Below are 14,181 nucleotides of genomic sequence, written 5' to 3' on the forward strand. Positions count from 1 at the left end.
GGTGAGAATGTATTCGTCGGCAGCAATACGGTGCTCGTCGCGCCGGTCGAGATCGGTGACGGCGCCTACACCGCGGCCGGATCCGCGATCGCCGAGAATGTCCCGGCCGGCGACCTGGGGGTGGCCAGGGGCCGGCAGCACAACTCCGACGGGTGGGTCCTCCGCAACCGGCCGGAGTCGCGGTCGGCGGAGGCAGCGAAACGCGCCCGTTCGGAATAATTGAATTGGTCCAAGTCCGGGTCTGAGGGAGAGCTGTAGCAGGTGAGCGGCATGACGGCGCCGAGCCAGAAGAAGCTGATGTTGTTCGGCGGGCGGGCCTTCCCCGAGCTGGCCGCCGAGGTTGCCGATTGCATGGAGATCGAGGTCGCGCCAGCCAAGTTGTACGACTTCGCCAACGGCGAGATCATGGTGCGGTTCCTCGAGTCGGTCCGTGGCTGCGACGCCTTCGTGCTGCAGAGCCATACCGCGCCGATCAACCAGTGGATCATGGAACAGCTGATCATGATCGACGCGCTCAAACGCGCCTCCGCCAAGCGGATCACCGTGATCACCCCGTTCTACGGCTACGCCCGGCAGGACAAGAAGCACCGCGGCCGCGAGCCGATCTCCGCGCGGCTGATGGCCGACCTGTTCAAGCGGGCCGGAGCTGACCGGTTGATGGCGATCGATCTGCACACCGACCAGATCCAGGGCTACTTCGACGGCCCGGTGGACCACCTCTGGGCGATGCCGCTGCTGATCAACCACATCCGGGAGAACATCGACACCTCGCGGCTGACGATCGTCTCCCCGGACGCCGGCCGGGTGAAGGTCGCCGACAAGTGGAGCGACAAGCTCGGCGCGCCGATAGCGATCGTGCACAAGCGCCGCGACATCAACGTCGCGAACCAGGTCTCGGTGCACGAGATCGTCGGCGACATCAAGGGCCGTATCTGCGTGCTGGTCGACGACATGATCGACACGGCGGGCACGATCTGCGCCGCGGCCGACGCGCTGTTCGAGAACGGGGCGGCCGAGGTCGTCATAGTCGCCACCCACGCGGTCTTCTCCGGTCCCGCGGTGGACCGCCTGAAGAACTCCCGGGTGAGCCAGGTCATCGTCACCGACACCCTGCCGCTGCCGCCCGAGCGGCAGTTCGACAAGCTCACCGTGCTGTCGGTGGCCCCGATCGTGGCCCGCGCCATCTTCGAGGTCTTCGAGGACGGCTCGGTGACCTCCATGTTCGAGGGCGACGAGTAACCGCTGGTAGACTGCCCGAAGTGCCCGGCGAGGGAGCGGTCCGGCAAATGCGGACCGGCTCCGTGATCGACGAGCTGATCGAGGTGTCCGGCGGGATCCCCGCCGCGGTGTCGAGATAAGCCGATCGCCCAGGCCGACCGACACCGACAGGAGGAACCCGTGGCAGAGATCCGACTCAGCGCCGAGCTGCGCGACAAGTTCGGCAAGGGCGCCGCGCGGCAGTTGCGCCGCAGCGGCAAGATCCCCGCCGTGCTCTACGGCCACAAGCAGGAGAGCGTGCACCTGGCGCTGCCCGAGCACGACCTGTTCATGGCCCTGAAGACCCCGAACGTCCTGCTGAACCTGGACATCGCCGGCAAGAGCCAGCTGGCCCTGCCCAAGGCGGTGCAGAAGGACCCGGTCCGGCGCACCATCGAGCACGTCGACCTCCTGCTGGTCCGCCGCGGCGAGAAGGTGACCGTCGAGGTCCCGATCGCCACCGTCGGCGAGATCGCCCCGGGCGGCCTGCTTGAGCACACCCTCAACTCGCTGCCGGTCGAGGCCGAGGCGACGCACATTCCCGGCGCGATCGAGGTCTCGATCGCCGGCCTGCAGGTCGGCACGCAGATCCTGGCCAAGGACGTCGAGCTGCCGAACGGCATCACGCTGGCTATCGACCCGGAGCACGTCGTGCTGCACGTCCTCGCGTCGCCGACCGCCGAGGACATGGCCGGCGAGACCGCGGCGCCCGAGGCCGAGCCCGCCGCAGAGGCTCCCGCCGAGGACTGAGCTGCGAGACAGCGCTTCGCGGGCAGCCGGGGCTTCATGGCGGCTGTAGATCGAGTGGCGGGGAAGGCGTTTCTCCCCGCCACTCGATCTTTCGCCGCCGCCCCAGCTGCCCGCTCATAGCAAGCAAACACGGCTAGCAATCAAACACGGCGCGGCACCTTGGCTTGAAGGGAAATCGGACGATGGCCGCGGACAACGCCCCCTGGCTGGTGGTCGGCCTCGGCAATCCCGGGCCCGGCTACGCGGCGACCCGGCACAACGCCGGGTTCATGGTGGCCGACCTGTTGGCGGAGCGGATGGGCGGACGGTTCAAGGCCCACCGCGGCCAGGCGGACGTGGTCGAGGGGCGGATCGCCGGCACCCGGGTCGTGCTCGCGAAGCCGAAGTCGTACATGAACCTCTCCGGCGGCCCGACTGCGGCCATCAGCGGTTTCTTCAAGGTCCCCGTCGAACGCATCATGGTCGTGCACGACGAGCTGGACCTGCCGTTCGGCGCGCTGCGGCTCAAGCGCGGCGGCGGGGACAACGGGCACAACGGGCTGAAGTCGATCACGAAGTCGCTCGGCACCCAGGAGTACCTGCGGGTCAGATTCGGCATCGGCCGTCCGCCCGGCCGTCAGGACCCGGCAGACTTCGTACTCAAGGCGTTCTCCTCCACCGAAGCCAAGGAACTGCCCTTCCACGTAGACCGCGCCGCGGACGCCGTCGAGGCGCTGCTGACCGAGCCGCTGGAGAAGGCACAGAACCAGTTCCACGCGGAGGGCTGACGGCCCGTCGGCGGCCGTCAGTTGGACGGAGTCGCGGATGGCGGCACCAACAGCAAAGGGGTCGACGGCGCCACCGGGAGGTTGGTCGCCGGGTCCAGGGAGGGTGTGGCGGTCATCGGCGGAACGGTCTGCACGACGCCTTCCGCCAGGGCCAGCGAGATCACCTCCACCAGCTTCGGGTTGGCGAGCAGTGCTTTTAGCTCGGGGTCGCCGACGAGTGCGAGCGGAGCGCCCGTGATCGCCATGTCCATCCACACGAACTCGCGGTGGTAGGTCAGACGCGCCATCGTGACCGTCCGCAGGGTGCCGCCCTGACTGAGATCGGCCATTGAGCCGGACTCTTCGCTGTCGCAGCCGGCGGTGGCGCATTGGGGCGTCACCGAAGGGTCCGGGAGGTCTTTCTCCAGGTAGATGCTGAGCGGATAGGTCTTCCCGTCCGGCGCGACGAGTTCGAATTCCAACTCGGGCATTGGCAGCACACTGAGCGCGCCTTCGCTCGCCTGGCTCTGCGCGGCCGGTCTGATCTGCACGCCCCGGGTCGGCCAGATCTGGGTGAGGAGCGCGGCCGCCTGCGCCTTGAATTCGCTCTGCCCGTACGGGGTTCCGACCCCGTCCGCATTCCACGACGATGCGAGGGTGAGCGTCCCGGCGCCGATGGCCAGGGCCGTAGCCAGCACGCCGGCGAAGGAGCGCTCGGCCAACTGCCTGCGGTGCGCGAGCCGGCGGGCGCCGGGGACCAGGTCGGGCAGCGGGGCAGGTCCGCGGTCGCGGCGTCGAAGAGGTCGTGCAGGTCCGAGGGCGAGTACAGGGTGATGGTTGCTCCGTCTCAGTGGCAATCCGCGCAACGCTTCGAGGACGACCATGCGCAACTCGGTCCTGTCCTCGGGACCGGGCGTGCCGCGTTCGGCAGCCAACTGGTGCGCTTCGGACTCGCGCCGATGCTTGCGCTGCTCGCTCAGGAACGCCCGTACCAGCGCCGTCTTCGCATAGGCGTCCGGGTTCTCCGCCCGGCTGACCTTCCGCCACGAGCGCAGGAGGTTGGCGAGCATGGTCTGGACAAGGTCCTGCGCCTGGTCGCGCTCGCCGCAGAGCAGATAGGCGGTGCGGTAGAGGTGGTGCTGTCGCGCCCGCGCGTAGTCCTCGAAGCCGCCTTCGCCGCTCGCCACGAGCCGTCCTCCCCGGGTGGATGGTCTGTCATAACCGGTCAAGAGCGCGCGGGCCGCCGCCGGGTTGCACACGGCGCGGTGCGAACATGGTCCGGTGACGTACGACTATGACGCCCCCGAGTCCCAGAAGCTCTTCGACCGCGCGCAGCAGGTGACGCCGGGCGGAGTGAACTCGCCGGTCCGCGCCTTCCGCGGGGTCGGCGGCACGCCCCGGTTCATGGCGTCGGCGAAGGGCGCCTACCTCACCGACGCGGACGGGCGCGAATACGTGGACCTGGTCTGTTCCTGGGGTCCGATGATCCTCGGACACGCGCATCCGGCGGTGCTTGAGGCGGCGTCGGCGGCGCTCGCGCACGGCACGTCTTTCGGGACTCCGACCGAGGGCGAGGTCGCGCTCGCGGAGGAGATCGTCGCGCGCATCGCGCCGGTCGACCAAGTACGGCTGGTCTCCTCAGGCACCGAGGCGACGATGTCGGCGATCCGTCTGGCCCGCGGATTCACCGGCCGGTCGAAGGTGGTCAAGTTCGCCGGCTGCTACCACGGCCACGTGGACGCGCTGCTCGCGGCGGCGGGCTCGGGCGTGGCGACGCTCGCGCTGCCGGACACCCCGGGCGTGACGGGGACTCAGACCGGCGACACGATCGTGCTGCGCTACAACGACCTCGACGCCGTCCGGGCCGCCTTCGCCGAGCACGGCGACGCGATCGCGTGCGTCATCACGGAGGCAGCCGCCGGCAACATGGGTGTCGTGCCGCCACAGCCCGGTTTCAACGAGGCGGTGCGTGACCTCTGTCACGTCAACGGCGCGCTCTACATCTCGGACGAGGTGATGACCGGGTTCCGCGCCTCGCGCACCGGCTGGTTCGGGATCGACAGCGTGGTGCCGGACCTGATGACCTTCGGCAAGGTGATGGGCGGTGGCTTCCCTGCGGCGGCATTCGGCGGCCGGGCCGACGTCATGGCCCAGCTCGCTCCGGCCGGGCCGGTGTATCAGGCGGGGACGCTGTCGGGGAACCCGGTGGCGACCGCGGCGGGTTTGGCGACGCTGCGGCTGTGCACGTCTGACCTGTACGAACGCTTGGACGAGACGGCGCGCACCGTGGCCGCGCTCGCGTCGGAGGCGCTGGCCAAGGCGGGCGTCGCGCACCAAGTGCAGTTCGCGGGCACCATGTTCTCGGTCTTCTTCACCCCTGCGCCGGTGAACGACTACGACGCGGCGAAGCGGCAGAACACCGCGCAGTTCAAGGCCTTTTTCCACGCGATGCTCGCGCAGGGGGTGTACCTGCCGCCGAGCGCGTTCGAGGCCTGGTTCGTCTCGGACGCGCACGACGCCGCGGCGGTGGACCGGATCGCGGCGGCGCTTCCCGCGGCGGCCAGGGCGGCGGCAGCCGTCTAGTCAGACGCTGTGCGGCGGCTGCTGTCTAGTCAGGCACTGTGCGGCGGCGGCCACCGAGTCAGGTACCGCGTGGCCGCTGCCACCTCATCAAAGCTGCCTAATCGGTTACAGCGCAGCCCCAGACTTGAGCGCACAACCCGGTGTTCCCCCTGCTCCCTTAGGATGCCGGGCATGACGCAGATCGATCCTGGTGCCAAGACGACGGTCCACCTCATGCGCCACGGCGAGGTCTACAACCCGGAGGGCGTGCTGTACGGCCGGATGCCCGGCTTCCACCTCTCCGAGCTGGGCCGGAAGATGGCCGAGCGCGGTGCCGAGTTCTTCGCTGACCGGGACGTCGTCGCCGTGGTCGCGTCGCCGCTGGACCGCGCCCAGGAGACCGCCGCTCCGATCGCGGAGAAGCTCGGGCTCGAGGTGCGCGTCGATGGCCGGTTGATCGAGGCGTCGAACGTGTTCGAGGGCAAGCGGTTCAGCGTTGGGGACGGGGTGCTTAAGCGTCCGGGTGTGTGGCCGAAGCTGTACAACCCGTTCAAGCCGTCGTGGGGCGAGCCGTACATCGAGCAGGTGGCGCGGGTCCGGCAGGCAGTGGAGGCGGCGCGCGACCTGGCCGCTGGTCACGAGGCGGTCTGCGTCAGCCACCAGCTGCCGATCTGGGTCACGCGGCTGGCGGCGGAGCACCGCAGGCTCTGGCACGACCCGCGCAAGCGTGAGTGCTCGCTGGCCTCGGTGACCTCGTTCGTGTACGTGGGGTCGCAGCTGGTCGGCGTCGAGTACCGGGAGCCGGCGAAGGACCTGCTGCCCGCGAAGACGACGAAGAAGTTCGTCGCGGGCGCCTGAGCGCAGCCGCCCAGCGGACGCGGTGTTAAGGCACACCGGCCGGGATGCCGCTTTCATCACGGCTTGTCGACGTCTTTCCTGAAGAACCGCGCCCCTCGCGCTTGGTGCGAAATCGGGCATGGGAAACTCTTCGCATGGTCGTACGTCCCCCCGCCCGCACCGCGACGGCAGTCGTCGCGCTCGTCGGCGCGGCGCTCCTCGCGGGCTGCTCCAACGGCACCTCTGGCGGTGCCGGGAACACGGGGTACGTGTCTGACGGCGTCGGCGTCACCGCGATCGCGGTGTCGCAGCGGGTCGCCGCGCCCGTGCTGTCCGGGACCACGCTCGACGGCCAGAAGCTCTCGCTCGGCCAGTACAAGGGCGACGTCGTCGTGGTCAACGTCTGGGGCTCCTGGTGCGGACCCTGCCGCGAGGAGACCCCAGCCCTCGAGGAGACGTACCAGAAGTACCAGGCCCAGGGTGTGCGCTTCCTCGGCATCAACACTCGCGACATCAACGCGGCCGCGCTGGCGTTCGACCACACGATGAACGTGACGTACCCCTCGCTCCAGGACCCGGACGAGACGCTGCTGCTCCAGTTCAAGGCGATGCTTCCGCCCGCCGACATCCCCTCGAGCGTGATCGTCGACCGTAGCGGCAAGGTGGCGGTGCGCGTCCTCGGCCCGGTGACGGAGCCTCAGCTCGCCCAGCAGCTCGACACCGTGCTGAGTAAGGGCTGAAGCCGAGTGTCCTCAGTCGCGTCGGTGATCGACGGCGGATCGCTGCTGCTGGCGGCGCCGGTAGCGCTAGCCGCCGGCGCGGTGTCGTTCGCCTCGCCGTGTGTGCTGCCGCTCGTGCCCGGCTACCTCTCCTACGTCACCGGGATGTCCGGCGCTGACGCGACTGACGCTCAAGCCGCGCAGAACGCCGAGGCCGTGAAGGCCCGACGGCTGAAGCGGTGGCGCACGGTGCTCGGGGCCGCGCTCTTCGTGCTCGGCTTCACCGCTGTGTTCGTCTCGATGGGCGCGGCTTTCGGCGAAGCCGGCGTCCACCTGCTGGTGCATCAGAAACTGCTGGAGCAGGTCTTCGGCAGTCTGATGATCCTCATGGGGCTGTTCTTCGCGGGGGTGTTCCCCGAGCGCTGGGGCGGCTTCCTGCAGCGTGACGCGCGTATCCGCTACCGCCCGACGGTCGGTTTGGTCGGCGCGCCGCTGCTGGGTGTGGTCTTCGGCATCGGCTGGACCCCGTGCCTCGGCCCGACCCTGACCGCGGTGCAGAGCCTGGCGATCACCCAATCCTCCGCGGGCCGCGGCGCGTTCCTCTCGGCGGTCTACTGTCTCGGGCTCGGCCTCCCGTTCATCCTGACCGCCGTCGCGTTCCGCCGGGCGATGACGGCCTTCGGCTGGATCAAGCGGCACTATGGTGCGGTCACCCGGATCGGCGGCGGGATGCTCGTCGTCGTGGGGGCCGCGATGGTCAGCGGCGTCTGGGACCACCTGATCCGCCTGCTGCAGGTGTGGTTCGGCGGCTTCAGCCTCCCGCTGTGATGACGGGGGCGGCCGAGATGTGCGCTGTGACGATGGGACCTGACGAGACGTGACCGAACCGCTGAACGACAACGACGGGACCGAGCGCTTCTCCACCGCTCCTGCCCAGGCCGCCGACGACGCGGTCGCGGTGCCGCGGCTGGGCGGCGCGGGGCTGCTGCGCTGGATGTGGCGGCAGCTGACCTCGATGCGGATCGCGCTGACGCTGCTGTTCCTGCTGTCCGTCGCCGCGATCCCCGGCTCCCTGCTGCCGCAGCGGGAGATCGACCCGACCAAGGTCCTGCAGTTCTACCAGGCGCACAAGAGCTGGGCGCCGATCCTGGACAAGCTGCAACTGTTCGACGTCTTCGAGTCGGTGTGGTTCGGCGCGATCTACTGCCTGCTGTTCGTCTCGCTGGTCGGCTGCATCCTGCCGCGCTCGTTCGCGCACTTCAAGGCCATGCGCGCGGCCCCGCCAGCCGCCCCGCGCAACCTCAGGCGCCTGCCGGTGCACGCCTCGTTCCGCACGGCCGCGCCCGCCGACGAGACTCTGGAAGCCGCCCGCAAGCGGCTCAAGGGGCGCCGGTTCCGCACCGCCGCCTCCGCCGACGCTTCAGGCGCGGCGTCCGGCGCGTGGGTCTCGGCCGAGAAGGGCTACCTGCGCGAGACCGGCAACCTCATCTTCCATCTCGCCCTGCTCGGCATCCTGGCCGCCGTCGCGATCGGCCACTTCTTCGGTTTCAAAGGCGCGCGGCTGGTCACCGAGGGCACCGGTTTCTGCGACACGGTGGCCAGCTACGACACGCTGACGATGGGTCAGGCGGTGACGGCGTCGGACCTGCCGCCGTTCTGCATCCAGCTGAACAAGTTCACCGCCAGCTACGAGACCTCGCACGACCAGTTCGGGCAGCCGCGCACCTTCGACGCCTACGCCACCTACCGGGCGACCCCGACCAGCCCGGAGACGAACGTCGACGTGCAGGTCAACCAGCCGATCACGGTCAACGGCACGAACGTCTTCCTGGAGGGCCACGGCTACGCCCCCGTCGTCACCGTCCGGGACGGCACCGGCCGGGTCGTGTACGACGGTCCGACGAACTTCCTCGGCATGGACTCGATGTTCACCTCGAGCGGCGCGATCAAGGTCCCGGACGCCAGCCCCAAGGGCCTCGGCTTCCAGGGCTACTTCCTGCCGACCGCCGAGCTGAGCGGCATCGGGATGCCATACTCGGCGTTCCCGGCGGCGGGCAACCCGATGCTCCTGCTCATCCCGTACGCCGGCGACCTGAACATGAACGGGGGCGAGTCGCAGAGCGTCTACACCCTCGACACCGGCAAGATGACCAGGCTCGACGTCAAGAGCAAGACCAACGCCTCGGCGGGCAACGCGCTGGCGATGACCGTCGGCGAGACCGACACCCTGCCGAACGGACTCGGCTCGATCACCTTCGACGGCGTGCGGCAGTGGGCGCAGTTCAACATCGCGTACGACCCCGGCCAGCCGATCGCGCTCGGGTCCGCCGCGGCCGCCGTCGCCGGGCTGCTCGGCTCGCTCGGCATCCGGCGCCGCCGCATCTGGGTCCGGGTCACCGAGCAGGAGGACGGCATCCGGCTCGTCGAAGTCGCGGGCCTGGCGCGCACCGAGGGCGCCACCCCGACCGCTGAAGTCACCGAGACCGCAGAAGCACTGGCGGCGGCCCTAGGCACTGTGCCGAATGAAGACACCGTGCCTAACGAATCCCTGGACGACCAACCACAGCGCACCACCGACACGCGCACGGGAGCATCCGCGTGACCATCAACGAGACCTTCGCGCACTACAGCAACCTCTTCATCGCGCTCGCGCTGGTCGCCTACGCCGTGGCGTTCTTCGCCTACTGTGCGGAGTGGGCCTTCGGCTCGCGCTCCCGGCTCGGCGCCAAGGCCGCCGCGGTCGGCCACCAGGCCGCCGCCCCGGCCGTCGAACGGGTCCTGGAGACGGCGGGCGGCGGATCGTCCGGCGTGACCGTGCTCACCCGCATCGCCGACGAGCAGGAGGAGCCGACGATCGCCGGCTCCTCGCTGCGAGCCGAGGCGATCGGCCGGTTCGCCGTCATGGCCACGGTCATCGGCTTCGCGCTGCACGCCGCCGGGGTGCTGTTCCGCGGCCTGGCCGCCCACCGCGTGCCGTGGGCGAACATGTACGAGTTCTCGTGCGCGGCAGCTCTCGCCATGGCCTTCGCCTATGTCGTGCTGCTGGCCACGCGGCGGCGGGTGCGCTGGCTCGGCCTGCCGGTGACGTTCATCGTGCTGCTGACCCTCGGCCTGGCCTACACGGTGCTCTACACGGACGCCGAGGAACTGGTCCCGGCGCTGCACTCGTACTGGCTGTACATCCACGTGACCGCGGCGGTGCTCTCGACCGGGGCGTTCGGCGTCGCGACCGTCGCGACCGTCTTGTACCTGCTCAAGTCGGCCTCCGAGGAGGGCAAGCTGCCGCGTCTGTCCGGGGCGCTGGAGCGGGTGCCGTCGTCTGGCGCGCTCGACCGCACCGCGTACCGGGTGATCGCGTTCATCTTCCCGCTGTGGACCTTCGCCGTGATCGCCGGCGCGATCTGGGCCGAGAAGGCGTGGGGCCGCTACTGGGGCTGGGACCCCAAGGAGACCTGGTCATTCATCGTATGGGTGATCTACGCCGCTTATCTGCATGCCCGCGCCACCCACGGGTGGAAGGGACGTGCCGCGGCCTGGATCGCACTCGCTGCTTTCGCGTGCGTCATGTTCAATTACTTCGGCGTTAACACGCTGCTTACCGGCAAGCACAGCTACGCCGGACTGTGATCCGGCGGCTCTCTCATTGATTTCTCAAGGTCCTACGTTGCGTTCCGTAGCAACCGTCGCTCATCCGGCGGCGTCCTGAAAGGGGACGACAGGATGAATGCCGGGTGGGAGACCGCAGGCTTCACCCCGGCTGGAAGGACCTGAGGTAATGGGCGACGAGCGCGGCTGGTATCCGGATTCCGGATCCGGCGCCGGAGAGTACGGGAGCGAGGGCCGGTACCGGGACGAACCCGAGTACGACCCGTACTCCCGCGCGCCCCGCCCCGTCCGGCCGGTGCCGCCGCGCCCGGAGCCGCAGGACCCCTACCGTCAGCAGCCGCAGCAGCGTCCGCCCGCGCCCCGCCCCCAATCCCCGCAGCCACGGCAGTCGGGTGACGGGCAGTGGGCACCTCCCGCCGATCGTGGGGCGGGCCGGCGCGAGACACGCGACGAGAATGGCTATTCGGCTCCCGTCGATGCCTATCCCCGTCGCGTACGCCCTCAGACACCCGGCGCAGGCGCCGCTGCGGATGCCTGGTCTCCGTCTGAAGAACCAGTGAGTGGCCGTGGTGCACAGGCACCGACCGCCGACGACGAATGGGTACCGCGCGGCCGCCGTGGAGGCGGAGGACGGCCTCGCGCCGCAGCCGCTTCGGCGTCCGCAGGTGTGGGCGTGAGTGCGGGCGCCGTCGAGGGCACGGTCAACCCGGACATCGATCTGGACGAGGTCGATCCCAAAGGCCACGCCGCCCGCAAAGGCGGGGGCCGGGGCCAGAGCGGTCCGCCGAACCGCAAGAAGAAGATCATCAAGTGGACCGCGATCAGCGTCTCGACGGTCCTGGTCGTGGTCTTGGCGCTCGGCGCATACGTCGTCGAGCACCTGACCGGCAACATCAAGCACACCGCGCTGCTTCAGAACGGCGTCACGCAGTCCGCCGAGCCCGTCGACAAGTACGGTCGCTCCCCGGTCAACATCCTGATCATCGGCTCGGACACGCGGGCCACCGCGGCCGACTGCAAGATCGGCGGCGACTGCGGTCCGGGCGGCAACGCGGACGTGGAGATGGTCGTCCACCTCTCGGCCGACCGCTCCAACGCCACCGTGATGTCGATTCCGCGCGACACCCAGGTGATGCTGCCCAAGTGCACCGATCCGACCACGCACGTCAGCGGCGGCGGCTTCGAGACCTCGATCACCACCTCGCTCCAGTGGGGCCCCTCGTGCACGGTCGAGGCGGTGCACGACCTGACCGGGCTGACCATCGACCACTTCGTGATGGTCGACTTCTCCGGTGTCGTCACGATGTCCGACGCGCTCGGCGGCGTCCCGGTCTGCGTGTCGAACAACATGTACGACAGCTACTCCAAACTGCGCCTCAACGCCGGCACCACGGTCATCAAGGGCATCCAGGCGCTCGAGTTCGTGCGTACCCGGCACGGCTTCTACGACGGCTCGGACCTCGGCCGGGAGAAGGCCCAGCACTACTTCCTGTCCGCGATGATCCGCGAGGTCCGCGCGAGCATGAACCTGACCTCGTTCACCACCCTCTACAGCCTCGCGAACGCGGCGACGTCGGCGCTGACCGTGGACGACGGCCTGAGCGGCGTGTCGAACCTGGTCAACCTGGCGGTCACGATGAACCGGGTGCCGACCAGCCGGATCAGCTTCGTCACGATGCCGTGGGAGCTGGACCCGACCGACACCAACCGGGTCATCGTCTGGCAGTCGCAGGCGCAGAAGATGTTCCAGAACATCCTGAACGACGTGCCCTACTCGGCCGGGTCCTCGACCTCGAGCACCCCGGCGTCAGGCGCGCCAGCGGCGCCGTCTTCGGCCCCCGCGCCGCCGCCGAGCAGCCCTGCGTCCACGGTGACCGTGAACAAGGCCGAGGTACACGTCTCGGTCCTCAACGGCAGCGGCGCCTCGGGCCGCGCCACCACGATCAAGGACGCGCTCGTCGGCGGCGGCTTCTCGCTGGCGACCGTCGGCGGCAATGCGACGTCGACCGCGGCCACGAAGATCTACTACCCGTCCACGCGCTCGGATTCGGCCGCCACCGTGGCCGCGGCGCTGGGCCTGCCTTCGTCGGCGCTCAGCGAATCGAACGCTTACTCGCAGGTGACGTTGGTCATCGGTACCGACTGGACCTCCGGCACCACGTACGGCGGCAGTTCGGGAACCAGCGCGGGCGGCGCCTCCTCCACGGCGCCCACCACCGCGGCCACCGCCCCCGACGACTCCTCGCTGCTCAACGCCTCGTCCACTGGGGGCTGCGTCCAGGTCGCGCCCGGCGACATCGTGAAGTAGTCCGCTGATCGCAGTTACCGGGCTGTGACATGGCTGTGGCCCAATTCCCGCGCATAAGGTGAACGACGCTGCGTCAATAGACGTGAGACCGGCTGAGTCAGCCGGACTACGGAGGGCGGGCGCTATCAATGTACGGCGACGGGCAATGGGAACCCCAGCGGAACGACGGCGAATGGCCTGCATACGGGGATCAAGATCAGTACGGGCAAGGACAGTACGGCGCGAACCCGAACCAGTACGGCCAGGGCCAGGGCCAGTACGGCTCTGACCAATACGGTGCTGGCCAATACGGTGGTGGCCAATACGGCGCCGACCAGTATGGTGAGGGCCGCCGCCCCAGCGCGTACAACGCCGAGCCGGGGGCCGACCGCTACCGAAGCGTTCCGCCGTCCGACTACCCGGCCGCCGCGCGCGCCGGGCACGGCGCTATACCCGGCAGCACGCAGCCCGGCTACCGCACCCTCGACGCCGACTCAGATCCCTTCAACCCGGCCAGTCGTACCCGCCGCGCCGGTGGGGTGAAGGATCCGAAGGGCCGGATCATCCCGGCCAGCCGCAAGCGCAAGGTGATGAAGTGGACGGCCCTTTCGGTCGTCGGGGTCCTCGTCGTGATCATCGGGCTCGGCGCCTACGTCTACATCCACCTCAACGGCAACATCAACACCGCTGCGCTGCTGCCGCAGGGCGCCTCCCAGGCTGCCGAGGTGCCCAACCAGTTCGGCCAGACCCCGCTCAACGTCCTGCTGATCGGCTCGGACACCCGCGCGACCGCCACAGACTGCCACCTCGGCGGCGCCTGCCAGCCCTCGCTCCCGCACGCCGACGTCGAGATGGTGGTGCATCTGGCCGCCGACCGGTCGAACATGACCGTGATGTCGATCCCGCGCGACTCGATCGTGCCGATGTCCGCCTGCGCGCGGAACGACGGCGCCGAGAACCTGATCAACTCGGCGCTCAACTTCGGCCCCGCCTGCCAGGTCGAGGAGATCCACGACATGACCGGCCTGACCATCGACGACTTCATCGAGGTCGACATGGCCGGGGTGGTCACGCTCACCAACGCGCTCGGCGGAGTTCCGGTGTGCGTCCAGAACAACGTCTATGACCCCGACTCGCATCTGAAGCTCCCGGCGGGCACCACTAACGTCCAAGGCATCACCGCGCTGGAGTGGGTGCGCACCCGGCACGCCTTCCCGAACGAGGTGTACCGCGAGGAAGCGCAGCACGTTTTCATGTCGGCCATGGTGCGCAAGCTCAAGCAGAACGCGTCGCTCACCCACATCACCACCCTCTACTCCGTCGCCGACGCCGCGACCAAGGCGCTGACGGTGAGCCCGGCGCTGGGCAGCGTGACGAGCCTGCTGAGCCTCGCGCAGGAGATGGGCAAGGTCCCGAC

General features: G+C 69.3%; 12 protein-coding genes and 1 pseudogene. 12 read left to right on the forward strand and 1 reads right to left on the reverse strand.

Translation table 11 applies throughout. The features are described from left to right. The 4 genes and pseudogenes from VGZ32_RS16105 to pth form a co-directional block, all read left to right on the forward strand. Positions 1–219: pseudogene (locus tag VGZ32_RS16105) on the forward strand (DapH/DapD/GlmU-related protein); the annotation flags it as partial. 51 nt (positions 220–270) lie between these two features. Further along, a complete protein-coding gene (locus tag VGZ32_RS16110; RefSeq protein ID WP_326886872.1) occupies positions 271–1,239 on the forward strand; it encodes a ribose-phosphate diphosphokinase in 969 nt (322 codons plus the stop codon). 159 nt (positions 1,240–1,398) lie between these two features. Continuing rightward, positions 1,399–2,007: a 50S ribosomal protein L25/general stress protein Ctc gene (locus VGZ32_RS16115; protein ID WP_326886861.1), complete on the forward strand. Its 609-nt coding sequence runs from the start codon at positions 1,399–1,401 to the stop codon at positions 2,005–2,007. Positions 2,008–2,189: 182 nt separating this feature from the next. Beyond that, a complete protein-coding gene (gene pth, locus VGZ32_RS16120; RefSeq protein ID WP_326886862.1) occupies positions 2,190–2,774 on the forward strand; it encodes an aminoacyl-tRNA hydrolase in 585 nt (194 codons plus the stop codon). Between the two features lie 17 nt (positions 2,775–2,791). Here pth and VGZ32_RS16125 read toward each other — a convergent pair whose 3' ends face one another. Further along, positions 2,792–3,940, reverse strand: coding sequence for a sigma factor (locus VGZ32_RS16125; protein WP_326886863.1), 1,149 nt, complete (start codon positions 3,938–3,940; stop codon positions 2,792–2,794). A 94-nt stretch (positions 3,941–4,034) separates the two neighbouring features. On the opposite strand from VGZ32_RS16125, the gene hemL reads away from it, so the two are divergent. From hemL to VGZ32_RS16165, 8 genes are all read left to right on the forward strand, one after another. Next, the gene (gene hemL, locus VGZ32_RS16130; protein ID WP_326886864.1) at positions 4,035–5,336 is read left to right on the forward strand and encodes a glutamate-1-semialdehyde 2,1-aminomutase; all 1,302 of its coding nucleotides are present in this window, start codon (positions 4,035–4,037) and stop codon (positions 5,334–5,336) included. A 171-nt stretch (positions 5,337–5,507) separates the two neighbouring features. Next, positions 5,508–6,173 carry a histidine phosphatase family protein gene (locus VGZ32_RS16135; protein ID WP_326886865.1) on the forward strand — a complete coding sequence of 222 codons (666 nt, stop codon included), beginning with the start codon at positions 5,508–5,510 and terminating at the stop codon, positions 6,171–6,173. A gap of 134 nt (positions 6,174–6,307) precedes the next feature. Next, positions 6,308–6,892, forward strand: coding sequence for a TlpA disulfide reductase family protein (locus VGZ32_RS16140; protein WP_326886866.1), 585 nt, complete (start codon positions 6,308–6,310; stop codon positions 6,890–6,892). A 6-nt stretch (positions 6,893–6,898) separates the two neighbouring features. Beyond that, on the forward strand, positions 6,899–7,699 hold the full coding sequence (locus tag VGZ32_RS16145) for a cytochrome c biogenesis CcdA family protein (RefSeq protein ID WP_326886867.1): 801 nt from the start codon (positions 6,899–6,901) through the stop codon (positions 7,697–7,699). Between the two features lie 49 nt (positions 7,700–7,748). Further along, positions 7,749–9,473: a cytochrome c biogenesis protein ResB gene (resB, locus tag VGZ32_RS16150; protein WP_326886868.1), complete on the forward strand. Its 1,725-nt coding sequence runs from the start codon at positions 7,749–7,751 to the stop codon at positions 9,471–9,473. Then, positions 9,470–10,498, forward strand: a complete 1,029-nt coding sequence (gene ccsB / locus VGZ32_RS16155) for a c-type cytochrome biogenesis protein CcsB (RefSeq protein WP_326886869.1) — start codon at positions 9,470–9,472, stop codon at positions 10,496–10,498. The genes resB and ccsB overlap by 4 nt, the downstream gene beginning before the upstream one ends. Positions 10,499–11,150: 652 nt before the next feature. Beyond that, complete coding sequence (locus VGZ32_RS16160; protein WP_326886870.1) at positions 11,151–12,785, forward strand: LCP family protein; 1,635 nt, start codon at positions 11,151–11,153, stop codon at positions 12,783–12,785. A 128-nt stretch (positions 12,786–12,913) separates the two neighbouring features. Continuing rightward, positions 12,914–14,181: LCP family protein (locus tag VGZ32_RS16165; RefSeq protein WP_326886871.1), on the forward strand; the 1,268-nt coding region annotated here is incomplete at its 3' end.

It is taken from the genome of Actinocrinis sp. (assembly GCF_035938995.1).
In the GTDB taxonomy this organism is placed as follows: domain Bacteria; phylum Actinomycetota; class Actinomycetes; order Streptomycetales; family Catenulisporaceae; genus DASZGI01.